The following is a 24,642-nucleotide window of genomic DNA, read 5'->3' on the forward strand; positions in this document are numbered from 1 at the left end:
CGTGTCGACGTGAAGCAGCCGCGCCATAGCGTCTCCGTCCATGATCGACCCTGCCTCGGGTGTGCCCGCCTGGCGGCAGCTTGCCGACGACCTGCGCCGCCGGGTCGCCGCGGGTGAGTGGCTACCCGGCGCGCGGTTGCCGTCGGAGTCGCGGCTGATGCAGGAGACGGGCCTGGGCCGGACGACGGTTCGCCGCGCGATCGCCGCGCTGCGCGCTCAGGGCGTGGTGGAGGTCCAGCACGGCTGGGGCACCCGCGTGCCGCAGGCTCGCGAGGTGGAGCGGATCGTCGCCGAGCCTGGATCGGTGGTGACCACGCGGATGCCGACTCCGACCGAGCGAGCCACCTTCGACGTTCCCGACGGCGTGCCGATGCTGATCGTCACGGGGCCCGACGGGATCGCCGACGCCTACCCGGGTGACCGGGCGCAGGTCGACGTCCCCTGAGCTGCAAGTTGCAGCGGAAGATGGTAACCGTGGGTTAACACCGCCTGTCACGCCTGTAACGAACTACCTTCACATGGCGCAAGATCAGGCGGATGCAGGTTGCCCGAGTCCCGTCAGCGGGATAGATCACTGTGATGCGTCGTGGCATGGGGGGGATCCTGCTGGCGCTGGGTGCGACGGCTGCGCTGTGCGGGGCGTCGCAGGACCCGGCGTCCGCCGACCCTGAGCTGCCCTTACCGCCCGTCCCGCTGCCCTCCCTGCCGCTGCCGCCGCTGCCATTGCCGAGCCTGCCGGTGCCGCCGCTGCCCTTGCCGGAGCCGGTGCCGTCGCTGCTGCCCGACGTGCCGGGCCTGCCCGACATCGACGGGGACGGCGACGGGTCGACCACCGCACCACCGATGCCGCCTCCGGCGCCTCGACCCTCGCCGGCCGCGCCTCGGGCGCCGCGCCCTGCCGCCTCGACGAGCCCGACCATCCGCCCACCGGTCCAGGCGGATCGCGCTGCCCCTCGCCGGCTGTCGCGGCCGAGCGAAACGGCGCCACGATGGCGGCAGGATGATCCTCCAGCGCCGGCCGCGGCGCCGGCGCGCCCTGAGACCGCGGGTCGCCCCCTAGCGCCGGCCGCGCCCGCCGACCGGTGGGACCTGGCGCTGGCCACGATGCGGGCGACTCCGGGCGCCGCGGGCGGGGGCTCCGACGTCGGGCCGGGCGCGGTGCTCAGCGCGCCGCAGGTGCCGCCGCCTCGCCTGGGTGTCGTGATCCGGGCCTTGGATAACCGGCCCGCCGGCCGACCGGTGGAACGCGGCCCGCCCCCACCAAGAGTCCTCCCTGATCAATGCGGCCTGCACAGCCATTGACCAGGGAGGACCTTGAGATGACCAATGCGTTGATCTACGTGAAAGCAGCGAACGTAAACCGTTACACCGATCGATGTGCAGAGTACTGCAACAGGCTGGGTCTGCGTCTAGCGGCCGTCGTCGTGGATGAGCTGGACGGCGGCCGGTGGCCGGAGGTGGTGCAGCTACTCATGGACGGTGCCGTGCAGGTCGTCGTGGTCGCCGACCGCGACGAGCTGCCGGAGGATCGGACGCCTCGGATCGATGTGGTGGCGGAGCAACGGCGCCGGCAGATCCCGGGGCAGCGGTCGGCGTGCCGGCCGCGGATGGTGCGCTGAAGGGCAGCACGGTGACCGCCTCCTTCAACCGGGAGGCGGTCACTGCCGTGTACCGCTGGGTGGTCATCACGGAGGCGTGGCCGAGTAGCTCCTGGACCACGCGGATGTCCCCGTACCGCTGGTTGATCTCGCTCGCGAACCAGTGCCGCAGCGGGTACAGCTTGGTGGGCACGCCGGCGGCGGCGAGGTAGTGCGCGGTCTGGGTCGACACCCAGTCGCCGGTCGGCGCCCGGCCCGAGGGGCGGCGCACGATGTGACCGGGCGAAAGCGGGGCGATCAGCTCCCAGATCAGCGGGTGGGTCGGCACGACCCGGGCCTTGTCGCCCTTGCCCCACAGGTGCATCACTTCGGCGGTGACGTCCTCTCGGCGCAGGGCGGCGATCTCGCAGGCGCGCAGCCCGCCGAGGGCGGCGAGGCGGCAGTAGATGCGCCACGGGTCGGCGGTGTCGTAGATCGCGGCGCGGACCAGTTCGGCGCCGGCCGGGCGCGGCACGCCCGGGTTGACCTTCGGCGCGCGCAGATCGGCGGACGGGTCGAAGGACAGCCACGGGTCCTTGGGGTTGCACGCCCAGCGGTAGAACCGGACGAGGTGCTTGTGGTAGGCGCACTTCGTCGCGCGGACCCAGTCGGGGTTGTCGAGCCAGCCGGCCAGCTCGGTGCCGATCGCGGCGTGTAGGCCCTCGGGGAGCTCGGCGTGGGCCTTGCGGAGGACCCGTCGGGACGCTCGGACGCTCTTCTCGGCGTAGCCGCCGGCGCGCATCCAGGTGAGATGCGACTCGATCATCTGCTCTGGGGTAGCCACGTACTCGACGGTGCCCGAAGTCGTGGTCATCGCCTATGCCCTGACCAGGCGGGGAAGGACGGCGGGACGGCGGGTGTCGGGTTTCGGTGTCCCCCCAGCGGGGGAGGTTACGGCCTTGGGCCGCCTTTTCGGCTGAGGTGCGCGGGTCGGGGCGGTCCGTACGGTCGGCTCCGGGGTGGGCCGTTCAGCGTCTCCCCGATAACGTGTGGTGACAGTGGCGATAAGTTACAGCGGCGGGCCAATTCCGCGACGGGTTCACGAACCCGGACCGGTTCGGGTGATACGTGCCGGCTCGTACGCAGATACTCGGAGGATCCGATGACCGCAGTGGGGAACGGTGCACAGACCGCCGGTCGGCCCACCCGCCTGCCCCGCTCGGCGCGCCGGAAGCAGCTGCTCGCCGCCGCTCAGGAGGTGTTCGTCGCGCATGGCTACCACGCCGCCGCGATGGACGACATCGCCGAGCGGGCCGGTGTCTCCAAGCCGGTGCTCTACCAGCACTTCCCCGGGAAGATGGAGCTCTACCTCGCGCTGCTGGACACGCACTGTGACGCGATACTGGCCAACGTGCATGACGCGATGAGCGGCACCAACGACAACAAGGAGCGCGTCGGCGCCGCGGTGCGCGCGTACTTCGACTTCGTCGACCACGAGAGCGAGGCGTTCCGGCTGGTCTTCGAGTCGGACCTGCGCAACGACCCGGCGGTGCGGCAGCGGGTGGAGCGGGTCGAGCAGGGCTGCATCGCGGCCATCACCGACACGATCATCTCGGACACCGGGGTCAGCCGCTCGCACGCCGAACTGCTCGCCTCGGGCCTGGTCGGCGCCGCCGAGACGGCCGCCCAGTTCTGGCTCGCCGGCGGCCGTCAGGTGCCCAAGGCGGAGGCCGAGGCGCTGGTCGCGGCCCTGTCCTGGCGCGGCATCGCCAGCTTCCCCCTGCAAGGTGAGTCAGCCTGAACATCGGGCCGCCGGATCGGATAGCCTTCCCACGGTGGCTTTTTCGCCCCAGTTGAGGAGGCACAGTGGAGGTCAAGATCGGCGTGCAGTACGCGCCGCGGGAGCTGGTCCTGGAGAGCGCGCAGTCGCCGGCCGAGATCGAGCAGATCGTGACCGACGCCTTCGCCAAGAGCGAGGGCACCCTCTCCCTGACCGACGAGAAGGGCCGGCGCGTGATCGTGCCGGTCGGCAAGGTCGCCTACGTCGAGATCGCCGAGGCGTCGCCCCGCGCGGTCGGGTTCACCGTTCGCTGATTCCCGCGGCATCGGCCGCCGTGGCGGGCCTCCCGCCACGGCGGCTCAGTTGTTCAACCCGACCGACGTCATCCGCGCGGTGTGCGCCTCGGTCAGCCGGCGCAGCAGCCCCGCCGCGTCCCCGCCGGTCCGTCCGATCAACGCGACGAGCGCGCCCCGGTCGGCGGCGGCCACCCGGCCCGCCTGGGAGAGCGCCTCACCGAGCAGCCGCCGCGCCCACATCGACAGCCGCCCGGCCGCCCGGGGATCGGCCTCGATCGCGGCCCGAATCTCGGCCGCGGCGAACTCGGCGTACCGGGAGTCGTGCAGCACGTCCAGCAGCAGCGTCCGGTCCGGCCCGTCCAGGCCGTCGGCGATCCCCCGCAGGAAGTCGTCGGTGATCGTGTCGCCCACGTACGCCTTCGTCACCGCCTCCGCCCAGTCCCGCGGCTCGGTCGAGTCGTGGTACGCCCGCAGCGCCTCGACGTAGGGGGCCATCGCCTCCTCCGGCGTGACACCACACGCGGCGAGCCGGTCGGTGAGCCACCTGTAGTGCGCGATCTCGGCGGCGGCCATCTCGCTGAGCGCGGCACGGCGGGGCAGGTCGGGTGCGAGGCGCGCGTCGGCGGCGAGGCGGTCGAACGCGAGCAGTTCGCCGTAGGCGACGAGCCCGAACAGGTCGGTCGCGGCGGGGTCGGGCGCGGCAGGGCCGGTCGCGGCGGGGTCGGGGGCGGTGCGGTCGGGGGCGGACACGAGCGCAGGCTACCGACGTTGCGGCTGTGACTCAAGTCACAGCGAGCCGCCCCGCGTGCACGGCCACCACCTGGGAATCGGGACGACTCAGGGACCGTTCAGGTACGATGAGTCAGTTGCCGTGGGCACCGAATCGGTCACTTGCTGATCAACGCCGGTCCCCGACGCGCGTGCGGCCCGGTCCGGCTCGGCGAAATCGCCCCTGACCGCGTGGCCCGCGCCACACCGATCGCGCCCTGAGGACCTGAGGGGCGCACCACGAGAGGGCACCCCCAAATCCATATGAGCGAGCAGATTTCCGGCCAGCCACTGGCCCCCACCGCTCCGGTCCCCCCGGAGGCACCCACGTTCGCCGCGCTCGGCGCGCGGCAGGAAACCGTCGAGGCGCTGGCCGCCGCCGGCATCACCCGCGCCTTCGCCATCCAGGAGTACGCGCTGCCGATCGCGCTGCGCGGCGTCGACCTGATCGGGCAGGCGCCGACCGGCACCGGCAAGACGCTCGGCTTCGGCATCCCGCTGCTGGAGCGCGTGTTCGCCCCATCCGAGGGCAGCGACGGCGTCCCGCAGGCGCTCGTCGTCGTACCCACCCGTGAGCTGGGCATCCAGGTCGCCAAGGACCTCGACGCCGCCGGCCGTACCCGGGGCGTCCGGGTGCTGCCGATCTACGGCGGCGTGGCGTACGAGCCGCAGATCGAGGCGCTCCGCAAGGGTGTCGAGATCCTGGTCGGCACCCCCGGCCGCCTGCTGGACCTGCAGAAGCAGAAGCACCTGCGGCTCGACCGGGTCCGCGCGCTCGTCCTCGACGAGGCGGACCGCATGCTCGACCTGGGCTTCCTGGACGACGTCGAGAAGATCCTGGCGATGCTGCCGGAGGACCGGCAGACCATGCTGTTCTCGGCCACCATGCCGGACCCGATCGTCGCGCTGTCCCGGCGCTTCCTGCGCCGCCCGGTGACCATCCACGCCGGGCACACCGCCGAGACCGGTCCGTCGCCGCAGACCACGCAGCTCGCGTACCGCACGCACTCGCTGAACAAGGTCGAGATCGTGGCGCGCATCCTCCAGGCCGAGGGCCGCGGGCTGACCATGATCTTCACCCGCACCAAGCGGGCCGCCGACCGGGTCGCCGAGGATCTCGACTTCCGCGGCTTCGCCGTCGCCGCCGTGCACGGTGACCTCGGCCAGGGCGCGCGTGAGCGGGCGCTACGGGCGTTCCGGGCCGGCAAGATCGACACCTTGGTCGCCACCGACGTGGCGGCCCGGGGCATCGACGTCACGGGCGTCACGCACGTGATCAACTACGACTGCCCGGAGGACCAGGACACCTACACCCACCGCATCGGCCGTACCGGCCGGGCCGGGGCCACGGGTGTCGCTGTGACGTTCGTCGACTGGGACGACATGCCCCGCTGGCGGATCATCGACAAGACGCTCGGGCTGGACATGCCCGAGCCGCCGGAGACGTACCACACCTCCGCGCACCTGTACACGGACCTGGCCATCCCGACGGACGTCAGCGGTACGCTGCCGACCGCCGAGCGCACCCGCGCCGGCCTGTCCGCCGAGGTCGAGGAAGACCTGGGCGGTGGCGACCGGTCGCGTCGGGGTGCACGGCGCGGCGACAGCCGGGGCCGCGAGCGCGGCGACCGCGACCGTGACCGTGACCGCGGTCGTGGCCGGGGCGGCGAGGGCGGTTCGTCCGCCGGTTCCCCCGCCGCGCAGGCCGACGCCGGGGACGACGAGACCCCGCGTACGCCGCGTCGTCGGCGTCGCCGCCGGGCCGGCGAGACGGTGGCCGGTGAGCCGACCGCGGTGATCGGCAGCGAGGGCGCGGCCGAGACAGCCGCCGCACCGCAGCCCACGGAGGGCGAGACCGCGAGCACCAAGCCCCGTCGCCGCCGCCGTCGCCGCAGCGGCAGCACCGGCGCGCCCGCCGAGGCCACCAACGCCGACTGACGAACACCAGCGGATACGGCCTCCCGGACCCCGGTCCCGGAGGCCGTCCCCATCCCCGGCCCTCTCGCTCACTCGCCGACTGCGACGATCATGAAGTTGACGGCGCGACGCGCCGTGCTCACCGCCGCCAACTTCATGATCGCCGGGGCGAGGGCGGGAAGCAGGAAGGTAGGTACTGATGCCGGAAGCGCTGGACTCGGCGCTGGCCGAGGTGCGGGCGCTGCTGCTCGCGCCGGGGCTGACCCGCGCGGTCGCCGCCGGGCGCCGTCGTGGGCAGCGTCCCTCGGTGGTACGCGCGGAGCTGCGCCCGGTCACGCTGAAGGCCGGTCCCCGGTTGCAGATCGCCCTCTCCGACGGATCACGTCCGCACACGCGCAACGTGGCACCGGGTACGGAGGCCGGCGCGGCTGTCGACGAACTGCTCGCCGAGCCGTTCGGCAACTGGCACGTCGAGACCGCCGACGCCACGCTCCAACTCCGGGTCACCAAGTCCGGCGAGGCGCAGGTGCACCGCGCGGCGGCCAGCCGTCCGGCCGCCGAGCCGGGCGGGCACGACCGGGCGAAGGAGTGGCTGCTCGACCCCGGTGATCCCCTGTTCCGGGAGATCGGCGGCTCGGCGGCCAAGCGTCGCCAGGTCGACGCGTTCCTGCGCGCGCTCGCGGCCACGCTGCCCGACGACCTCACCGGCCCGCTGCGGGTGGTGGACCTGGGCTGCGGCAACGCGTACCTGACCTTCGCCGCCTACAGTTACCTGGTCCGGCGCGGCCTGGACGTGACGCTCGTCGGGGTGGACGTGCGCGAGGACCAGCGCCGCCGCAACACCGAGCTGGCCGAGCGGCTGGGCTGGGCCGACCGGGTCGGGTTCGTGGCGGGCACCATCGCCGACGCGCCCGTCGAACCGGCCCCCGACCTGGTGCTGGCGCTGCACGCCTGCGACACCGCGACCGACGAGGCGCTGGCCCGGGCGGTGCGCTGGGGCGCCCGCTGGGTGCTGGCCGCGCCCTGCTGCCACCACGACCTGGCCGCCCAGCTCCGGACCGGTCAGGCGCCCGCGCCGTACGAGCTGCTGACCCGGCAGGGCATCCTGCGGGAACGGTTCGCCGACGTGCTCACCGACTCGCTGCGGGCCGCGCTGCTGCGGCTGCACGGCTACCGCGCCGAAGTGGTGGAGTTCGTCGACTCCCAGCACACGCCGCGCAACCTGCTGATCCGGGCGCGGCGGACGGCCGGTGCGCCGACCGACGCGCAGCGCGCGGAGTATCGCGAGCTGGTCGGCCAGTGGGGTGTCACGCCCCGGCTGGAAACGCTGCTGGCCGAGGCGCGCTGAGCCGCGGCGGCGGGCCGGTCCTACCGCCCCCGGTCGCCCCGGTCCAGCACCGACACCCGCTCGCCGGCACCCCGGTTCGGACCTCGCTCGCCGTCGTGTGACGCGCTCGGGAACGGCACCACCTTCCCGGGCTGCTCGGCGTTGCCGGCGGCGGCGAAGGCGTTCCACGAGATGTCGACGAGCAGCCGCTTCAGCTCGGCGTGCCGCACGGCGGCGTTGCGCTGCAACGCCATCCGCGCTCCCAGCACCACCGAGGCCAGCGTGGTGCAGATCGCTCCGGTCGCGGCGATCAGGTGTACGCCGGTCGCGTCGTCACCGCGTACCGCCAGCACCAGCAGCCAGATCCAGAAGCCGAGTGCGAACACCGCGGCCTTGGCCACGAAGAAGAGGCTCACCGCGCCGGGGTGATGCGGTACGGGACGGTCCGGCTCGGCCATGCTGCTCCTCCATCGACTTTCAGGGCTTCCCCAGCCTATTACCCGAAGCGCATTGCCCGAAGCAGACTTCCGTAGTTGCCGGGTCTCGCCGACGGGACCTACGGACCGGTCAGTCAGTTACTTCTCCGGTCCGGCGTACTAGGCTCGGTGCGCGAGCCGGGCCACCGGAGGAAGGGGACAGATCCACCAGGGATGGGTTCCGCAGACGTTTCACCACAGATGGCCTTCGCGCGTTTCGTACGACGGGCCATCGACGCCGCGCGCGAGGAGCGCGGCTGGACGGTGACCGACCTCGCCACCCACACCGGTGTCGGCCGTTCCACAGTGTTCCGCTGGCTGGCCGGAGACTGGCAGGACTACCCCGAACTCGCGAAGGTCCGCGGCTTCTGCGCCGCCCTCGACCTGCCCGTGGCTGCCGCGTTCCGCGCGTTGGGCCTGCCCGACGCCGGGCCGGTGCCCCGCCGCCGGGGCGCGGAGGACGGCCCGGTGGAGGCCGACGTGCGGGTCATCCTGGATCGGCTCGCCGACCCGAACGTGCCCGCCGAGGAGAAGCACCACATCCGCGATCTGCTCCGCTACCTGGCCCGCCGACCGGTCCGCCGGGCCGGCTGACCGCCCGGCGGCGGGCTCAGGCCACTGTCAGCGTGAACTCGGCGGTCCGCACCACACCGCCGACCTGGAAGTCCAGGAACATCCGGTAGTTGCCCGGCCCCGGCGCGGTCAGCCAGAACGTCACGTCGTCGCCGTCGCGCACCGGCTCCGGGTGCACGTGCAGGTAGCCGAGGTCGCCCTCGCGCAACGCCACCAGGTGTCCGTACGCACCGAGGTACGGTTCCAGCGCCGCCGCCGCGCCGTCCGTGCCGGTGACCCGGAACCGCAGCGGCACCGACTTCCCCACCTCCGGAGTGCCGGCGTACGCGACGGTGAACCCGTCGACGGTGGCCGACGTCGCGGCGGCGGGCAGCGGCCGGGGCCGGTACGCGCCGGACGCGGTCAGGTCGGCGCCGAGCACCACGGCGACCTGGCGGCCGTCGTCGGCCACCGCGGTGAAGTCCGCGTACATCCGCCAGGGGCCCGCCTCCGGCGCCCTGATCGGCACCGACCAGGTGCCGTCGGCGGCCATCGTCGGGTGCAGATGCCGGTAACCGCCGAGGTCACGCCGGACCATGATCACGTGCATCGGCTTGTCGTGCACGACGGCGAACCGGGTGACCGCCCGGCGCTGGTCGTCGCGGATCTGGAAGCGCAGCTCACCGGCGCGGCCCGCGACCAGCTCGGTCGACGGCACCAGCGTGTAGCCGGCCGAGGTGATCGACAGTCCGGTCGCGCCGTCGCCGCCGCCCTGGGTGACTGTGGCGCCGTCGTGCGTGTGCGCGCCGGTTCCGGGTGAGTGGGCGTGCGCGCCGCCGTCGGCACCGCCCGGGGCTACCCCGCCGGCCGTCGCGCCGGCGGGCCGGGCCGGGTCGGCCGGCGCGTTCATCCGCCCGAGGCCGAAGCCGAGCAGGACGGCGAGCACCAGGCCGCCCACCACCAGGGCCAGCCGCAACGTCTCCCGGTCCACAGCGACGGGCCCGGCCACCGACGACGACTCAGGCACCGCCGCCGACCAGCTCGTAACCCGCCTCGTCCACGGCGGCACGCACTGACTCGACGGGCAGCGGCGCCACGCTGGTGACAGTGGCGGTGCCGCTCGTCAGATCGATCCGGACCTCGTCGACACCGGGCAGCGCGGACAGCTCCTCGGTCACCGCCTTGACGCAGTGTTCGCAGGTCATCCCGGTCACGGTGTACGTCTGGACGACGGGTCGCTGCTCGGTCATGACCCCACGGTACCGCCGCCCGGGTCCAGGCCCGACGACGGTCCGCCGACGGTGGTGACGCTCGCATTCCGCCCGGCCCGGGAACTTTCCGCCCGGCCCGGGAACTCCCGCGCCGACCGGCGGCACGCCACGCCGGGATCCCGCCACGCCGGCCGGGGGACGGGTCAGCCGGCCACCGCGAGCGCCAGCGGCAGCACGTCCGGCGCGCCGGCCCGGCGCAGCAGCCGCGCCACGGTGCCCATCGTCCAGCCCGAGTCGACCAGGTCGTCCACCAGCAGCACCGGGCCGTCCAGCCCGGGCAGCGCGCCGGCCAGCTCGTCCGGCAGGCGGAAGGCGTCGTGCAGCGCGCGTACCCGCTGGGCACTGTTGCCGCGCGGCCCGCCACCGCCGGTCGGACCGGCGGGGGCGACGTGGCCGAGCAGCGGCAGCCGGCCCACGGCGGCGATCCGCTCGGCCAGCGAGCCGACCAGCAGCGGTCGCGTCCGGGAGCCGACCGCGACCACGCCCGCCGGCCGCCGGGGCCACGGGTCGTCGCCGTGCGCCCACGCCTTCAGCACCTCGACCACGGCGGCCACCACGTCGTCGGGCACCGGGCCGTCCGGCGCCTCCGGCCCGACGAGCCCGCGCAGCCGCCCGCCCCACCCCAGGTCGGACAGGCGCCCCACGGCCCGGCCGGGCAGCGCCTGCTCCGCCGGGGGAATGCGGCCCTTCAGGGGTACGCCGACCGCCTCCAACCCGGTCGGCCAGAGCTTCTTCGGCGGGATCGGCACGCCGGGGCGCCCGAGGAACGTCTGCGCGGCGGTCAGCGCCTGGTCGGAGACGGCGGCGGCGAACAGCGGGCCGGCGCAGTTGTCACACCGCCCGCAGTCCTGCGCCCCGGTGTCGTCCAGCCCTTCCCGCAGGTAGCGCATCCGGCAGCCGGACGTCGAGGCGTACTCCCGCATGGCCCGCTGCTCGGCGGCGCGCGCGTCGGCGACGCGCCGCAACCGGGCCTCGTCGTAGACCCAGGGCTCGCCGGTGGCGAGCCAGCCGCCACGCACCCGGCGGACCGCGCCGTCCACGTCGAGCACCTTGAGCATCAGCTCCAGCCGGGCCCGGCGCAGGTCGACCACCGGTTCGAGGGCCTGGGTGGAGATCGGCCGGTCGGTGTCCAGCGCGGCGAGCACGGCGCGGACCTGCTCCTCGGGCGGGAAGGCGAGCGAGGCGAAGTACCGCCAGATCGCCGCGTCCTCCACGCCGGGCAGCAGCAGCACCTCGGCGTGCTCGACGGCCCGGCCCGCGCGGCCGACCTGCTGGTAGTAGGCGATCGGCGAGGGCGGCGCGCCCAGGTGCACGACGAAGCCCAGGTCGGGCTTGTCGAAGCCCATGCCGAGCGCGCTGGTGGCGACCAGCGCCTTGATCTTGTTGTCGAGCAGGTCCTGTTCGGCGGCCCGCCGGTCGGCGTCCTCGGCCTGGCCGGTGTAGGAGGCGACCGACCAGCCCCGGCCGCGCAGGAAGTCGGCCGTCTCGGTGGCCGCCGCGACGGTGAGCGTGTAGACGATCCCCGAGCCGGGGAGCCGGTCCAGGTGGTCGGCCAGCCAGGCCAGGCGGTGGGCCGGACTCGGCAGGTCGAGTACGCCGAGGCGCAACGACTCGCGGTCCAGGGTGCCCCGCAGCACCAGGGCGTCACCGAGTTGCTCGGCCACGTCCTGGGTGACGCGGGCGTTGGCGGTGGCGGTGGTGGCGAGCACCGGCGTGCGCTCGGGCAGGTTGGCCAGGAACGTGCGCAGCCGCCGGTAGTCGGGGCGGAAGTCGTGCCCCCAGTCGGAGACGCAGTGCGCCTCGTCCACCACGAGCAGCCCGGTGGTGGCGGCGAGCTTCGGCAGCACGCCGTCGCGGAAGTCCGGGTTGTTCAGCCGCTCCGGGCTGATCAGCAGCACGTCGACGGCACCGGCGTGGATCTCGGCGGTGATCTCGTCCCACTCGTCCAGGTTCGCCGAGTTGATGGTGCGCGCCCGGATGCCGGCGCGGGCGGCGGACTCGACCTGGTTGCGCATCAGCGCCAGCAGCGGCGAGACGATCACCGTCGGCCCGTGCCGGTTCCCCTCACGCAGCAGCGCGGTCGCCACGAAGTAGACGGCCGACTTGCCCCAGCCGGTGCGCTGCACGCAGAGCACCCGCCGCCGGTCGACCACGAGCGCCTCGATGGCCCGCCACTGGTCCTCGCGCAGCCGGGCGTGGTCACCCGCCAGCCGCCGCAGCACCGCCTCGGCTCGCTCCCGGACGGCCATCCGATCCTGGCTCATCCGGCATTTCTACCAGGGGCCACCGACGTCACCGGCGGACCGGGCGGCGACGTGGGCGGCGGAGGGCCGCCAGGAGAGGGGTCACGCGGGAGCGCAGACTGGCCAGGCCGCCGGGGAAGAAGTAGACGGCCAGGATGAACACGGTGCCCAGGACGAACAACGGCTGGCTCAGCGGGTGGCTGAGGAACGCGGGCAGGCTGTTCACCGCGTCGCTGCTGCCGAACGCGGTGAGCCGGTGGTCCAGGTACATGTAGAGGACGCCGCCCAGCACCGGCCCCCACCGCGTACCGGGGCCGCCGAGCACCACCATGACCAGCAGCGACAGCGTCAGCTCCGACGAGGTGATGTGCGGGCTGGCGCCGCCGACGATCAGGACGTAGACCACCCCGCCGGCCGATGCGAGGCCGCCGGCCAGCGTGAACGCCACCAGCTTGAACCGGTACGGGTCGAGCCCGAGCACCCCGATCCGCCGCTCGTCGTCGCGCAGCCCGGCGAGCACCCGCCCGGTCGGCGAGGCGCTGACCCGGTGCACCACGAGGACCACTATGGCCAGGTACGCCAGCGCCAGCCAGTACAGGTTCACCGTGTTGGTGACGCCCACGAGCGCCGACGGCAGCCCCGACACGTCCAGCGGCAGGCCCTCCTCGCCGCCGGTGAGGCCGCCGAAGTCGCGGGCTACCAGGATCGCCCCGACCTGCGCGAACGCCAGCGTCACCATGGCGAACGCGATGCCCACAGTACGCAGGGCGACCGCGCCGAGCAGCGCGGCGAGCGTGGTCCCGCCGAGTACCGTGAGCACTGCGGCCTGCCACAGCGGCAGCCCGGCCTTGGTGACCAGGATGTCGGTGCCGTACACCCCGGCGGCGAAGTAGAGGGCGTGGCCGAAGGAGAGCATCCCGGTACGCCCGAACAGCAGGTCGTAGCCGGCCGCGAGCCCGCCGAAGACCAGGCAGATGGCGAGCAGTTGCAGCGTGCCCGGCGAGTTCAGCGGCCCCTCGAAGATCCCCGGCAGGTGCAGCGTGGAGTACGGCAGGATCGCCGCCACCACCAGCGCGACCAGCGGCAGGTACGGGCGCAGCCCGTGCCAGCGGGCGCGGCCCGGGCTCAGTTCGTCCGGTACCGCAGCCGGGGGTGCCGGCGCCTCGGCGCTCTTGACCTCGGTCATGCGTGAGCCACCTTTCCGGCCAGGCCCTGCGGACGCAGCAGCAGCACCACGGCGAGCAGACCGACCACGCACAGGTCGCCCAGCCCGGACGTGCCGTAGTAGTTGACGAACTGTTGCAGCAGTCCCACCGCGACCGCCGCGTACGCGGACCCGACCACCGAGCCCATCCCGCCGATCACCACCACGATGAACGCGAAGATCAGCAGCGAGCCGCCCTGCCCCGGCGAGACGGTGCCGAAGTAGACGCCGCCGAGCGCTCCCGCCAGCGCGGCGGCGGCCCCGCCGATCGCGAAGACGAGCGTGAACGCCTTGCGCACGTCGATGCCGAGCGCGGTGACCATCTCCCGGTTCTCCACGCCGGCCCGGATGATCAGGCCGTACCGGGTCCAGCGCAGGAACGCCAGCAGCGCCCCGAGCACCACCGCGGCGGCGACGATCAGCAGCAGCCCGGCGTTCGGCACCTGGGCGCCGAGCACCGATGTGACGCCCCGGCTCCAGTCCGGGCGCGGGAACGGCCGCGGGTCGGCGCCCCAGGTGGCCTGGAGCAGCGCCACCCCGGCCAGCGACAGGCCGACGGTGACGAGCACCTGCTCGATCGTGCGGGAGTAGAGCGGCCGGATCAGGACCAGCTCGACGAGTACCGCGACGAGCGAACCGGCCAGCACGCCGAAGACGACAGCCAGCACGAAGCCGAACCCGTCCGGCCCGGCGCCGGGCAGGTTTCCCGAAGCCCACCACGTCGCGTACGCGCCCACGCCGAGGAACAGCCCGTGCGCGAAGTTGAGCACGTCGGCGAGGCCGAACACCAGGGACAGACCGGAGGCCACGAGGAAGTAGAGCGCCGCCAGGCCCAGCCCGGTCAGCGTCAGCAGGACCACTGTGTTCATGCCGCGCCACCTTCCGTTCGCGACTGCGGGGCTCGCAAACCCGGCTCACTCCTCGCGCTCACCGATGCACCTCCGCCGAACCCACACCGAGCAACGACTTCGTCAGCGCCGTCTCCAGCAGCAACTCCTGGGCGTCGCCGGTCCAGGCGACCTTCCCGGCGGAGAGCACCACCGCGTCGGTCGCCAGCCGCCGTACCACCGCCAGGTTCTGCTCGACCAGCAGTACCGGCACGGATTCCGCCACCCGTTCCAGCACCTCGGCCACCTCGGTCACCACCTTCGGCGCCAGCCCCTTCGTCGGCTCGTCGACCAGCAGCAGCCGGTTGTCGTTCAGCAGCACCCGGCCGATCGCGAGCATCTGCTGCTGCCCGCCGGACAGCGAGCCGGCCCGTTGCCGTCCGCGCCGCTCCAGCTCCGGGAAGAGCGAGAAGACCTTGTCGTACGCGGGCGTGACGCCCCGCCGTTCGGCCAGCCGCAGGTTCTCCGCGACGGTGAGCGCGGCGAAGACGCAGCGGTCCTCCGGCACGTAGCCGAGGCCGTCGCGGACCAGCCGGTGGGTGGGGCGTGCGAGCAGGCTGCGCGCCCCCATGCGTACGCTGCCGCGCACCTCACCGCCGCGCGGCGTCAGCCCGACTATCGCGCGCAACGTGGTGGTCTTGCCGACGCCGTTGCGCCCGAGCAGCACCGTGACCCCGGTCGGCGCGACCTCGAACGACACCCCCTGGAGGATGTGCAGCCCGGCGATCCGCACGGACAGGTCAATCACGGACAGGACAGGTTCGGTCATTAGAGCGCCTCCCCCAGGTACGCCTCCTGCACCGTGGCGTTCGCCATCACCGTGTCCGGGGTGTCGCACGCCAGCAGCGCGCCGTGGTGCATCACGGCGATCCGGTCGGCCAGCTCCAGGATCACGTCCATGTGGTGTTCCACCATGAGCACCGCCCGGCCGCTGTCGCCGGTCAACGACTTGATCACGCTGACCAGCTCGGGCACGTCCTCGGCGCTCACCCCGGCCATCGGCTCGTCCAGCAGCATCACGCGGGGCTCACCGGCGAGTAGCAGCGCGATCTCCAGCTTGCGCTTCTCGCCGTGGGCCAGGGTGCCGGCGAGCGCCGTACCCCTGTGGTGCAGACCGACCCGGTCGAGCGCCGCGTCGGCGGCGGCGGCCACCTCCCGGTCGGCCGCCGCCCGCCGCCACAGCTTCATCGAGCCACCCCGGTGTGCCTGTACGGCGAGCCGGACGTTCTCCCGCACGCTCAGCGAGCCGAAGACCGAGGACGCCTGGAAGGTACGCCCCAGTCCGAGCCGGGCACGCCGGTGCGGCGGAAGCGCGGTGATGTCCGCGCCGTCCAGCAGGACCGTGCCCTCGGTGGGCCGGCGCAGGCCGGTGATCAGGTTGAACAGGGAGGTCTTGCCGGCGCCGTTGGGCCCGATCACGCCGAGGAACTCCCCCGGCGCCAGATCGAGGTAGACGGAGTCGACGATGGCGACCTCACCGATCCGCCAGGTCAGACCGCGGGTGGCGAGCACGGTTCAGCCCTTCATCTGCGCGACTGGCGGCGCGCTCTCGTCACCGGTGAGCGACTTCTGCGCGGTCGCCGTGAAGGCGGTGCCGCTGCCGGAGAGCTTGGCCTGGTACATCGGCTGGAGCAGGGCGTGGTCCTCGGCGCGGATCTTCATGGTGCCCTTGACGCCCTCGAACTCCCAGCCCTCAAGCGCCTTGATCATCTTCTCCACGTCGTCGCCGCCCTCCTGCACGGCCCGGACGACCATCTGCGCGGCGGCGAAGCCGTCCGGGTGGAACAGGTCGAGCGTGCCGCCCGGCACCTTCGCCTTCGCGGCCTTGGCGGCCTCGGTGTCGCTCGCCCCGTCGAAGTAGTGCGACAGGAACGAGATCTTGCTACCGGCGGCGCCGAACGTCGGCCACGAGGCACGGATGTCCAGGCCGGTGACGACTGTGGTCGAGGCGAGGACGCCCTGCTGGTCGAGCGTCTGCCACATGGCGCCGGCGGTGGTGCCCGCCCAGGCGACGAAGAGCAGGTCCGGCTTGGCGGCCTTGATCTGGCTGGCGAACGGCGTGAACTCGGTGGCGCTGGCCGGGGCCCGGACGCTGCTCACGTTCGCGCCCGCGCCGCCGATGACGGCCTTCACGGCGGCCTCGTTGGCGTCGCCGAACGCGCCGTCCTGCGCGAACACGACGACCTTCTTGCCGCCCGCGTCGCCGATGAACGACCGGGCTGTGACCACGTCCTGCCACGACTGGCGGCCGGAACGGAACGTGTACTTGTTCGCGCCGGTCACCGCGTCCGTGGCGGCCGGGCCGGAGATGAACAGCACCTTGTTCTGCGCGGCGATCGGCGCGACCTGGAGCGCCACACCGGAGGAGGTGGACCCGGCGATGATCTTCGTACCCTTGCCGATCAGGTCCTTCGCGGCGGACACGGCCTTGGCCGGGTCGCCCGCGTCGTCGGCCTCGGTGACCTCGATCGTGCGGTCACCGACCTTGCCGGTGCCCTTGGTGGCGAAGTCGAGGCCGGCCTTGAAACCCTCGATGTACTGCTTGCCGTAGCTGGCGAGCGGCCCGGACTGGGAGTAGACCAGACCGACCTTGACCGGGGCGGCGTCGCCGCCGCCGGATGCGGTGTCCTGCGGGCTGCCACAGGCCGTGGCGGCCAGAGCGACCGCCACCGAGGTGGCGGCGGTAAGGAACACCCGTCGCGTGTGCCGGATCGTCATTGCGACTCCAGGTGAGGACAGGGGGAATGTCAGTTGTCGGCTCACGCTAGAAGTGACGTCACCCACGGGCTATGTGGCCGACGCACACAAGTACCCGTGACGGGATGGCCGCACGTTACAACGCCGGACATCGCCACGTAACCGCACCGACCCCGGATGGCCGTCGCCACCACGCGCACCTCGCCGGCAATGTCGTCCCACGCCATCGCGCGCCGGTCACCGCCCGCCGCAGTCCCCGTCGTGGTCGGCCGACCGTGCGCACCGCCGGCCACCGTCGCGCGGGCGGTCACACCAGACCCAGTGGCGTACTGACTGCTCGTCCTCCCGCGACACGGTCGTACCGGCGCGCTCCACGTCGGCCAGGAACCCGAGCGCCCGGCAGATGGCCCGCGCGAACCCTCGCGCGCCGTCGAGGTCGGCCGCGAGAACCGGCAGGTGTACGACGAACCGCTCCCGGTTCACCGCTGCGCGCCCGGCGTGAACCGGGACTGCCAACTCTTGAGCGCCTGCCTACCCAAAATACCTGTGTAGGTCGAGCCCACATCGGGCTTTCTGCTTGTTGCAGTTACTGGTGTAGGCCCGGCATGATCGGAGGCGCCGAACCGACCGGAGTTCTCACCATGCCCACAGCTGAAGCGCCATACCGTCAGATCGCCAACGAACTCGCCGCAAAGATCAAGAGTGGTGAGTTGAAGCCCGGCGACAAGCTGCCCTCGACCCGTGAACTCGCCGAGGCTTACGGGGTCCACATGAACACGGCGTCCCGTGCTCTGTCGTTGCTGCACGATCGCGAGTTGATCACCGGCCAGCCCGGCCGAGGCACCTACGTAGCCGAACCCCCGAGCTGATCAACTCCACTACGCCGAAGTGGCGGCCTCATCACGCCCGGAAGCAGCCACTTCCCCGACGCGGCGCCCACCCCGCCCGCCACCGCCGATCTTGGTACGGAATGGCCCTCGGAGGGGCCGTTTCGTACCAAGATCGCAAGGGCGGCCGAGTTCGACGGACCCGGGCACGCGAACGGGGTGCCCGCCGGAACGGCGAGCACCCCGGAAGACGACCAGCGTCAGCGGCCGGCTCGGGCGGCCACCGCCGTGTCGGGGTGGTCGCTGAACACGCCGTCCAGGCCCAGGTCGAGGAACAGCTCGTACTCGGACGTGATGTCACCACGCGCGTTCGGGTCGGTGCCGATGCGGAAGTCCACAGGCAGGAACTGGTTCTCGGCCCGGAACGTCCACGCGTGCACCACCAGCTTCCGCCGGTGCGCGTCGCGGATCACCGAGGTCGGCGCGAGCAGCCGTCCGGCGGAGTCCCGGGGCACGATCAGGTTCTTGTTCAGGCCGACGCCGTCGGCGTACCGGGAGATCCAGGCCAGGCCCGCGGGCGTGACCAGGTCGGCGTAGGTCCGCTTGTCGCCGCCCGCGACGAGGTCGTAGGGCGCGCCGGAGGCGTCCATGAGCTGCACCAGCCGTACGTCGATCATCTTGTCGAGCTTGCGCAGGTTGGCGGTCTCGAAGCTCTGGACGAACACCGGGTCGTTCCGGTGGGTGAGCCGGTTGCGGCGCAGCACCGCCACCAGCGGCTCCTCCAGCGCGCGCCCGATGGAGGCGAAGTAGCTCGGGTGCTTGGTCTCCGGATAGACGCCGACGGTCCGGCCCCGGGCCTTCGACTCGACCCGCGCCAGGTCAATGACCTCCTGGAACGTCGGGATCTCGAACTTGCCGTCGAACGCGGTGTTGGCGACCCGCACCTGCGGCAGCCGCTCCTTCGCCCGCAGCGTCTTCAGCTCGGCCAGCGTGAAGTCCTCGGTGAACCAGCCGGTGACTGTGACCCCGTCGATGGTCTTCGTCGCCTTGCGGGCGGCGAACTCGGGGCGGGCGGCCACGTCCGTCGTACCGGAGATCTCGTTCTCGTGCCGCGCGACCAGGATGCCGTCCCTGGTCGAGACCAGGTCCGGCTCGATGAAGTCGGCGCCCTGGCGGATGGCGAGCCGGTAGGCCTCCAGCGTGTGCTCCGGGCGGTAGCCGCTCGCGCCCCGGTGGCCGATCACGATCGGCCGCTGGTTCGCGTGGGCACGCTCGGTGCGGGCGTCCGGGCCGGCCTGGGCGGCCACGGCCGGCACCACCACTGCCGCCGCCGCGAGCAGCGCGCCGGCCACGCCGAGGGTGGAAAGGGTACGTCGCAACGCCGTCTCCTGTCGTCGATGGGTACGCACAGCAGACCGGTCGTGGTTGACCGCCAGTTGGTCGGTTCCTGACCTGCGGGTGAATCTCCGGACGGAAGATGACGGGGTGCGCCGCCTGCTCCGGAAGCCCGTACGGCTGGTGCCGTTCGGGTTCCTGGCGGTGATCCTGGTCGGCACCGGCCTGCTCATGCTGCCCTGGGCCACCAGCGAGCAGCGGTACACCCCGTTCGTCACAGCGCTGTTCACGTCCACCTCGGCGGTGTCGGTGACCGGGATGGCGGTCACCGACACCCCGAACTACTGGAACAGCTTCGGGCTCGTGATGATCACCGTGCTCACGCAGCTCGGCGGTCTCGGCATCCTGACCGGCGCGTCGCTGGTGATCCTGGCGGTCTCGCGTCAGCTCGGCCTGCGCAACCGGCTGCTCGTGCAGGCGGAGACCGCCGAGTTCGGCCTCGGCGACGTACGGCGGCTGCTGCTGCGCATCGCGGCCACCGTCTTCGTCACCGAGGCGCTGATGACCGCTGTGGTCGCCGCGCGCCTGTTCCTGGCCTACGACTACACGCCGGGCCGGGCGCTCTGGTCCGCGGTGTTCCACTCGGTCCAGGCGTTCAACAACGGCGGCTTCGCGCTCTACACCGACGGCCTGATCGCGTTCTCCCGCGACGTCTGGGTGGCGCTGCCGCTCAGCGTCGGCGCGATCATCGGCGGCCTGGGCTTCCCGGCGCTGTTCGAGGCGGTACGCGAGTGGCGCCGGCCGGCGCGCTGGGCGGTGGCCACCAAGCTGACCGTCTGGGGCAGCGTGGTGCTGACCGTCTTCGGCGTCGCCTACCTGCTCATGGCCGAGTGGACCAACCCGTACACGATCGGCACCTACGACGTGCGGGGCAAGCTGCTGGCGTCGTTCACCCAGATCGCGTTGAGCCGCACCGGCGGTTTCGACGTGATCCACGTCGGGCGGCTCACCGACGAGAGCTATCCGATGCTGATCGGCCTGATGTTCGTCGGCGGCGGCAGCGCCAGCACCGCGGGCGGCATCAAGGTCTCCACGTTCTTCCTGCTCGGCTTCGCCATCTGGGCCGAGTTGCGCGGCGAGCCGGACACCACTGTCGGGCGCCGCCGGGTGTCCCCGGCCAGCCAGCGGCAGGCGCTGACGGTGGCGCTGCTCAGCGTGGCGCTGGTGGCCGCCGGCACCGTCGTCCTGATCGCGCTGACCGCGCAGGTGCCCTTCTACGCGGCGCTGTTCGAGGTGACCTCCGCGTTCAGCACCACCGGCCTGACCGTCGGGGTGTCCGGGCAGCTCTCCCCGCCGGGTCAGTACGTGCTCACCGCGCTCATGTACATCGGCCGGGTCGGGCCGCTCACCCTCGGCTCGGCCATCGCGTTGAACACCCGTCGACGGCTGTACCGCTACCCGGAGGAGCAACCCATTGTCGGCTAGACATCCGGAGGAGACAGGCATCGCGGTGATCGGCCTGGGCCGGTTCGGCGCGCGCCTGGCCGAGTCGCTGTCCCGGCTCGGTTACGAGGTGCTGGCGATCGACCGCGATCCCGGCCGGGTCCAGCACTGGTCGGCGGACCTGGACCGGGCGGTGCAGGCGGACAGCACCGAGGAGGCGGTGTTGCGCCAGCTCGGGCTGGCGGACTTCCAGCGGGTCGTGGTCGCCATCGGCGCGTCGCTGGAGGCGAGCGTGCTCACCGTGCTGGCGCTGGCCGAGCTGGGCATCGCGCAGATCTGGGCGCGGGCCACCTCGGAGAAGCACGCGAAGATCCTGCACTCGGTGGGCGCGCACCACGTCGTCTTCCCGGAGGCGGAGACCGGCGAGCGGGTGGCGCATCTGATCGTCAGCCGGATGCTCGACTTCATCGAGTTCGACGACGACTTCGCCATCGCCAAGATCCGGGTGCCCGCGCCACTGGTCGGGCGGTCGCTACGCGACGTGGCCCCGCAGGACCGGTACGGCGTGATGGTGGTGGGCGCGAAGCAGCCGGGCGAGCCGTTCCGCTACGCCGGGCCGGACACGGTGCTGACGCAGGACAGCGTGCTCATCGTGGAGGGCGGCATCTCCCAGGTGCAGCGCTTCTCCGCGCTGGGTTGAGCAGGCACCACCGCCGCTCAGTCGTCGTCCTCGCGCTCGTCGTCATCGTCATCGTCACTCTTCCCGGCCTTGCCCTTGGCGGGCTTCGGCGGCTTGGCCTTGGGCGCCGGCTTCGCCTTTGTCGGACCACCCTTGGTGGCCTTGGTGGCCGGCTTCGTGGCCGGCTTCGTGGTGGTCTTGGCGGGCGGCTTGGCGGGTGCCTTGGTGGCCGGCGCGACGGTGACCGGCACCGAGCCGGCGATCCCCGACACCTGCACCCCGCACGTGCGACCCCCGACCGTGAACTCCACCGGCAGCGTGTTGCTCCCGGTGTAGCGTCCGGCCAGCGTGAGCTTCGTCGACGCGCCCGGCGCCAGCGCCGGGGTCGCCGCCGGGGCGGTGACCGACACGGTCCGCCCCACCTGGCTTGCCGGAGGCTGGGCCGTGGTGATCGCCTGCTTGCCGGGGAACGTGAAGCTCATGGTCCAGCCGCGTAGCTCGTGGGTGCCGGTGTTGGTCAGTGTCAGCTCGGCGGAGAAGTCCTTGCCGGTGTCCCGGCGCAACGAGTAGTCGACAGCGCAGGGCGTCGGCTTAGCCAGCCCCATCTTCGCCTCGGTCGGCTCGACCCCGCCGCTGGCCGGGCTCCGCGACGTCAGCCCCCACATCGTGGCGGTCACCGCGATCAGGCCGACGGCGGCCACACCGGCCTCCACCTTGCGCCGCCGCGCCACCGCACGCCTGGTGCGGGTACGCACCGCCGAGAACGGCAGCGCGTCGGTCTCCGCCGACCACGGCAGGATCGTGGTGCCGGCGTTCTCGGCGAGCGCCGGGTCCATCCGGCCGAACGCCGGTGACACCGGCACGATCGCCGCGATACCCGCTGCCTCGGCGAGCGTACGGGCCACCTCGGCTGTGGCCGGGCGGTCCTCGGGGCGCTTGGCCAGGCACCGCTGCACGAGCGAGGCGACCGGCTCGGGCAGCCCCGGGACCGCGGGCATCGGGTCCGGGTCGCGGTACATGTGGGCGCGCAGCATCTCGGTGGTGGTGCTGGCCTGCCACGGCAGGCGGCCGGTCAGCATCCGGTAGAGCAGCAGCCCGACCGCGTACACGTCGGTGGCGGGCGAGACGTGGCCGTTGTCCAGCCGCTCCGGGGCCAGGTACGCGGGCGTGCCGAGCAGCGCGCCGTCCGGCCCCTTGTCGCTCTCCCCCACCAGCGCCGAGATGCCGAAGTCGACGACCTTCACCCCGGTCGGGGTCAGCATCACGTTGCCCGGTGTGACGTCCCGGTGCACCACGCCGCGGGCGTGCGCGGCGGCCAGCGCCGAGGCGACCTCCGCGCCGATCGTCATGGCCTCCCGCCAGGGAAGCTGCCCGTCGCGGCCGAGCCGCCCGCTGAGCGGACCGCCGTCGACCAGCTCCATGACCACGTACGGCACGGTCAGGCCGACCTGCACGGACTCGCCGTAGTCGTACACGTTGGTGATGTTGGGGTGGCAGAGCCGCGCGGCGGCCTGCGCCTCCACCCGGATCCGGTGCCGGAACGCCTTGTCGCTGGCCAGCCGCGAGGCCAGCACCTTGACCGCCACCTGCCGGCCCAGCACCTCGTCGTAGCCGCGCCAGACGACCGACATGCCGCCCGCACCCAACTGCTCGACCAGCCGGTATCGCTCGCCGAGCAGTTGCACGCCGTTCCTGACCGGTCCACCCATGGTCGGTCCTGTTGCCCGAAGTCGACCCCGGTACACCTCAGCGGTCGGAATCGGTCCGGAAAGTCACCCGTTCAGGCGGTCGCGAGCAGTTGGTCCACCGGCGCGTAGTCGTCGGTGAGCACCATCGCGTCGCCCACCCATGCGGTCACCGCCGCCTCGTCCATCAGCTCGGCCGGTTCCGGCAGCAGCTTGAGGCCGGGCGGGATCGGGGCGAGCGGCAGCGGCGCGGCCGAGGCGACGATCACGAAGTTGGCGCCCTGCCTCCCGTCGATCGCGCCGGGCGGGGCGATCAGCGCGACGTGCGCGAACTCGGCCTTCACGGTGGCCAGCTCGGCCCGGATGAACCGGCCCGGCGGGTAGTCGATGACGTTCTGCACGTAGACCCCGTCCGGGCGCAGCACCCGGCGGATGTCGGCGGCCATCTCCCGGGTCGCCAGGTGCCACGGCACCACCAGGTGGCCGAACGCGTCGCCGACGATGAAGTCGCGGCTGTCGGCCGGCTCGCCGCGCAGCAGCACCCGCGCGTCACCCACCTCGGCGCGCATCTGCGGGCCGGTACGCAGGCCCAGCTCCCGCCGGTCCAGCTCGACCAGGCCGCCGTCGAGTTCGAACACCAGGTTGTCGGTGCCGGGCCTGGTCGCGGCCAGGTAGTGCGGCACCGTGAAGCCGCCGCCGCCCAGGTGCAGCGCGTCCATCGGCTGCTTCGCCGGCCGCGCCACGTCCGCGACCAGGCCGATCCACTGCGTGTACGCGTACTTGAGGTGGTTCGGTTCGTCCAGGTCGACGTACGAGTGCTCGGCCGAGTTGAGGAAGAGCGTGCGCCCCTGCGGCCAGGACGGGTCCACCTCGACGCGGGCGCAGTGGTACGCGGTCTCCACGTCGCACGGGTTCGGCGCCGCGGCGGTGAGCCCGGCGGCGGCGAGCCCGAGCAGCGCCAGCGCGGCCTTGACCCGGCCCGGCGCGGACAGCCCGCTCGGTCCGGCCTGCCGTCGCAGCCAGAAGCCGAGCGCCAGCCCGGTCACGCCGAGCACGGCGGCCAGTCCCAGCACGATGACGGTGCTGGACAGCGCCGCCACCAGCACGAAGCCGGTGCCGAGCGTGGCGGTGATGCCGCCGAGCGTGCCGATGCCGGACAGCTTGCCCACCACCTGCCCGGTCCGGCGCAGGTCGGCGAGCTGGAGCTTCACCACGAGCGGGGTGATCCCGGCCAGCAGCGCGGCGGGCAGCAGCACGGTCAGCGCGGTCAGCAGGAGCACCGCGCTCGCCGCGCCGCCGCGCAGCGCCTCACCGGCGTACCTGACGATCGGCAGCGTGACGGCGGTGGCGATGCCGGCCAGCACCAGCGCCGGGGCGAGCAGGGTGCGCGGGTCACGCCGGTCGGCGAGCCACCCACCGAACCACGCCCCGTACGCGATGGCGGCCAGCGCCATGCCGATCACCGAGCTGGTCACCTGGAGGGTCACCCCGACGTACGGGCCGACCAGGCGCAACGACACGGTCTCCAGCACCAGCACGGCCCCGCTGGAGAGGAAGACGAGGAACGCGGCGAGCCCGTTGGGCAGGGCCCGGGGCGGGACCGGGGCGTCGGCCGCCGGTCCCGCGATGACGTCGGACGATGTGCTGCTCACCGTGGCGATGCTACGCAGCGCCCGCG

At 72.8% G+C, this 24,642-nt stretch carries 24 protein-coding genes; 9 read left to right on the top strand and 15 right to left on the bottom strand.

The window, feature by feature from the left end:
* Positions 1 to 40 precede the first annotated feature (40 nt).
* The gene (locus O7622_RS01325) at positions 41 to 445 is read left to right on the top strand and encodes a winged helix-turn-helix domain-containing protein (RefSeq protein WP_282311474.1); all 405 of its coding nucleotides are present in this window, start codon (positions 41 to 43) and stop codon (positions 443 to 445) included.
* A 1,025-nt stretch (positions 446 to 1,470) separates the two neighbouring features.
* On the opposite strand, the gene O7622_RS01330 is transcribed toward O7622_RS01325, so the two are convergent.
* Positions 1,471 to 2,451 carry a tyrosine-type recombinase/integrase gene (locus O7622_RS01330; protein WP_282311476.1) on the bottom strand — a complete coding sequence of 327 codons (981 nt, stop codon included), beginning with the start codon at positions 2,449 to 2,451 and terminating at the stop codon, positions 1,471 to 1,473.
* A 288-nt stretch (positions 2,452 to 2,739) separates the two neighbouring features.
* Between O7622_RS01330 and O7622_RS01335 the strand changes: the two genes are divergently transcribed.
* Both O7622_RS01335 and O7622_RS01340 read left to right on the top strand, forming a co-directional pair.
* Positions 2,740 to 3,378, top strand: a complete 639-nt coding sequence (locus O7622_RS01335) for a TetR/AcrR family transcriptional regulator (RefSeq protein ID WP_282311478.1) — start codon at positions 2,740 to 2,742, stop codon at positions 3,376 to 3,378.
* A 65-nt stretch (positions 3,379 to 3,443) separates the two neighbouring features.
* Complete coding sequence (locus O7622_RS01340) at positions 3,444 to 3,671, top strand: DUF3107 domain-containing protein (protein WP_013288692.1); 228 nt, start codon at positions 3,444 to 3,446, stop codon at positions 3,669 to 3,671.
* A gap of 45 nt (positions 3,672 to 3,716) precedes the next feature.
* On the opposite strand, the gene O7622_RS01345 is transcribed toward O7622_RS01340, so the two are convergent.
* Positions 3,717 to 4,403, bottom strand: a complete 687-nt coding sequence (locus O7622_RS01345) for a ferritin-like fold-containing protein (RefSeq protein WP_282311479.1) — start codon at positions 4,401 to 4,403, stop codon at positions 3,717 to 3,719.
* 282 nt (positions 4,404 to 4,685) lie between these two features.
* Between O7622_RS01345 and O7622_RS01350 the strand changes: the two genes are divergently transcribed.
* A complete protein-coding gene (locus O7622_RS01350) occupies positions 4,686 to 6,359 on the top strand; it encodes a DEAD/DEAH box helicase (RefSeq protein ID WP_282311481.1) in 1,674 nt (557 codons plus the stop codon).
* Positions 6,360 to 6,537: 178 nt separating this feature from the next.
* On the top strand, positions 6,538 to 7,686 hold the full coding sequence (locus O7622_RS01355; protein ID WP_282311488.1) for an SAM-dependent methyltransferase: 1,149 nt from the start codon (positions 6,538 to 6,540) through the stop codon (positions 7,684 to 7,686).
* Positions 7,687 to 7,706: 20 nt separating this feature from the next.
* Here O7622_RS01355 and O7622_RS01360 read toward each other — a convergent pair whose 3' ends face one another.
* The gene (locus O7622_RS01360; protein WP_282311490.1) at positions 7,707 to 8,123 is read right to left on the bottom strand and encodes a hypothetical protein; all 417 of its coding nucleotides are present in this window, start codon (positions 8,121 to 8,123) and stop codon (positions 7,707 to 7,709) included.
* 192 nt (positions 8,124 to 8,315) lie between these two features.
* Between O7622_RS01360 and O7622_RS01365 the strand changes: the two genes are divergently transcribed.
* A complete protein-coding gene (locus O7622_RS01365) occupies positions 8,316 to 8,735 on the top strand; it encodes a helix-turn-helix transcriptional regulator (RefSeq protein ID WP_026268433.1) in 420 nt (139 codons plus the stop codon).
* 16 nt (positions 8,736 to 8,751) lie between these two features.
* Here the strand turns inward: O7622_RS01365 and O7622_RS01370 are convergent, their stop codons facing one another.
* The 9 genes from O7622_RS01370 to O7622_RS01410 form a co-directional block, all read right to left on the bottom strand.
* Positions 8,752 to 9,720: a hypothetical protein gene (locus tag O7622_RS01370; RefSeq protein ID WP_282311492.1), complete on the bottom strand. Its 969-nt coding sequence runs from the start codon at positions 9,718 to 9,720 to the stop codon at positions 8,752 to 8,754.
* Positions 9,713 to 9,943, bottom strand: coding sequence for a heavy metal-associated domain-containing protein (locus tag O7622_RS01375; protein ID WP_282311493.1), 231 nt, complete (start codon positions 9,941 to 9,943; stop codon positions 9,713 to 9,715). The genes O7622_RS01370 and O7622_RS01375 overlap by 8 nt, the downstream gene beginning before the upstream one ends.
* Before the next feature lie 164 nt (positions 9,944 to 10,107).
* Positions 10,108 to 12,228, bottom strand: a complete 2,121-nt coding sequence (locus O7622_RS01380; protein WP_282311494.1) for a DEAD/DEAH box helicase — start codon at positions 12,226 to 12,228, stop codon at positions 10,108 to 10,110.
* Between the two features lie 28 nt (positions 12,229 to 12,256).
* Positions 12,257 to 13,393, bottom strand: coding sequence for a branched-chain amino acid ABC transporter permease (locus O7622_RS01385; protein WP_282311495.1), 1,137 nt, complete (start codon positions 13,391 to 13,393; stop codon positions 12,257 to 12,259).
* Positions 13,390 to 14,280 carry a branched-chain amino acid ABC transporter permease gene (locus O7622_RS01390; RefSeq protein ID WP_091426567.1) on the bottom strand — a complete coding sequence of 297 codons (891 nt, stop codon included), beginning with the start codon at positions 14,278 to 14,280 and terminating at the stop codon, positions 13,390 to 13,392. The genes O7622_RS01385 and O7622_RS01390 overlap by 4 nt, the downstream gene beginning before the upstream one ends.
* 58 nt (positions 14,281 to 14,338) lie before the next feature.
* Positions 14,339 to 15,067: an ABC transporter ATP-binding protein gene (locus tag O7622_RS01395; protein WP_282311496.1), complete on the bottom strand. Its 729-nt coding sequence runs from the start codon at positions 15,065 to 15,067 to the stop codon at positions 14,339 to 14,341.
* Positions 15,067 to 15,810 (bottom strand): ABC transporter ATP-binding protein, encoded by a 744-nt coding sequence (locus O7622_RS01400; protein WP_013288706.1) that lies wholly within the window; start codon positions 15,808 to 15,810, stop codon positions 15,067 to 15,069. The genes O7622_RS01395 and O7622_RS01400 overlap by 1 nt, the downstream gene beginning before the upstream one ends.
* A gap of 3 nt (positions 15,811 to 15,813) precedes the next feature.
* Positions 15,814 to 17,016, bottom strand: coding sequence for a substrate-binding domain-containing protein (locus O7622_RS01405; protein ID WP_013288707.1), 1,203 nt, complete (start codon positions 17,014 to 17,016; stop codon positions 15,814 to 15,816).
* A gap of 216 nt (positions 17,017 to 17,232) precedes the next feature.
* Complete coding sequence (locus O7622_RS01410) at positions 17,233 to 17,478, bottom strand: hypothetical protein (protein WP_282313999.1); 246 nt, start codon at positions 17,476 to 17,478, stop codon at positions 17,233 to 17,235.
* Between the two features lie 158 nt (positions 17,479 to 17,636).
* Here O7622_RS01410 and O7622_RS01415 point away from each other — a divergent pair, with 158 nt between their 5' ends.
* The gene (locus tag O7622_RS01415; RefSeq protein ID WP_013475183.1) at positions 17,637 to 17,864 is read left to right on the top strand and encodes a winged helix-turn-helix domain-containing protein; all 228 of its coding nucleotides are present in this window, start codon (positions 17,637 to 17,639) and stop codon (positions 17,862 to 17,864) included.
* A gap of 218 nt (positions 17,865 to 18,082) precedes the next feature.
* Here the strand turns inward: O7622_RS01415 and O7622_RS01420 are convergent, their stop codons facing one another.
* Entirely contained in the window at positions 18,083 to 19,201 is a 1,119-nt protein-coding gene (locus tag O7622_RS01420) for a glycerophosphodiester phosphodiesterase (protein ID WP_282311497.1), read from the bottom strand.
* Between the two features lie 106 nt (positions 19,202 to 19,307).
* Between O7622_RS01420 and O7622_RS01425 the strand changes: the two genes are divergently transcribed.
* Both O7622_RS01425 and O7622_RS01430 read left to right on the top strand, forming a co-directional pair.
* On the top strand, positions 19,308 to 20,642 hold the full coding sequence (locus O7622_RS01425; RefSeq protein ID WP_282311498.1) for a potassium transporter TrkG: 1,335 nt from the start codon (positions 19,308 to 19,310) through the stop codon (positions 20,640 to 20,642).
* Positions 20,632 to 21,300: a TrkA family potassium uptake protein gene (locus tag O7622_RS01430; RefSeq protein WP_282311499.1), complete on the top strand. Its 669-nt coding sequence runs from the start codon at positions 20,632 to 20,634 to the stop codon at positions 21,298 to 21,300. The genes O7622_RS01425 and O7622_RS01430 overlap by 11 nt, the downstream gene beginning before the upstream one ends.
* Positions 21,301 to 21,317: 17 nt before the next feature.
* On the opposite strand, the gene O7622_RS01435 is transcribed toward O7622_RS01430, so the two are convergent.
* Together O7622_RS01435 and O7622_RS01440 are read right to left on the bottom strand one after the other, a co-directional pair.
* Entirely contained in the window at positions 21,318 to 22,988 is a 1,671-nt protein-coding gene (locus O7622_RS01435) for a serine/threonine-protein kinase (RefSeq protein ID WP_282311501.1), read from the bottom strand.
* 71 nt (positions 22,989 to 23,059) lie between these two features.
* The gene (locus O7622_RS01440; RefSeq protein ID WP_282311502.1) at positions 23,060 to 24,616 is read right to left on the bottom strand and encodes a fused MFS/spermidine synthase; all 1,557 of its coding nucleotides are present in this window, start codon (positions 24,614 to 24,616) and stop codon (positions 23,060 to 23,062) included.
* Positions 24,617 to 24,642: the final 26 nt, after the last annotated feature.

Source organism: Micromonospora sp. WMMD1076 (assembly GCF_029581475.1).
Classification (GTDB): domain Bacteria; phylum Actinomycetota; class Actinomycetes; order Mycobacteriales; family Micromonosporaceae; genus Micromonospora; species Micromonospora aurantiaca.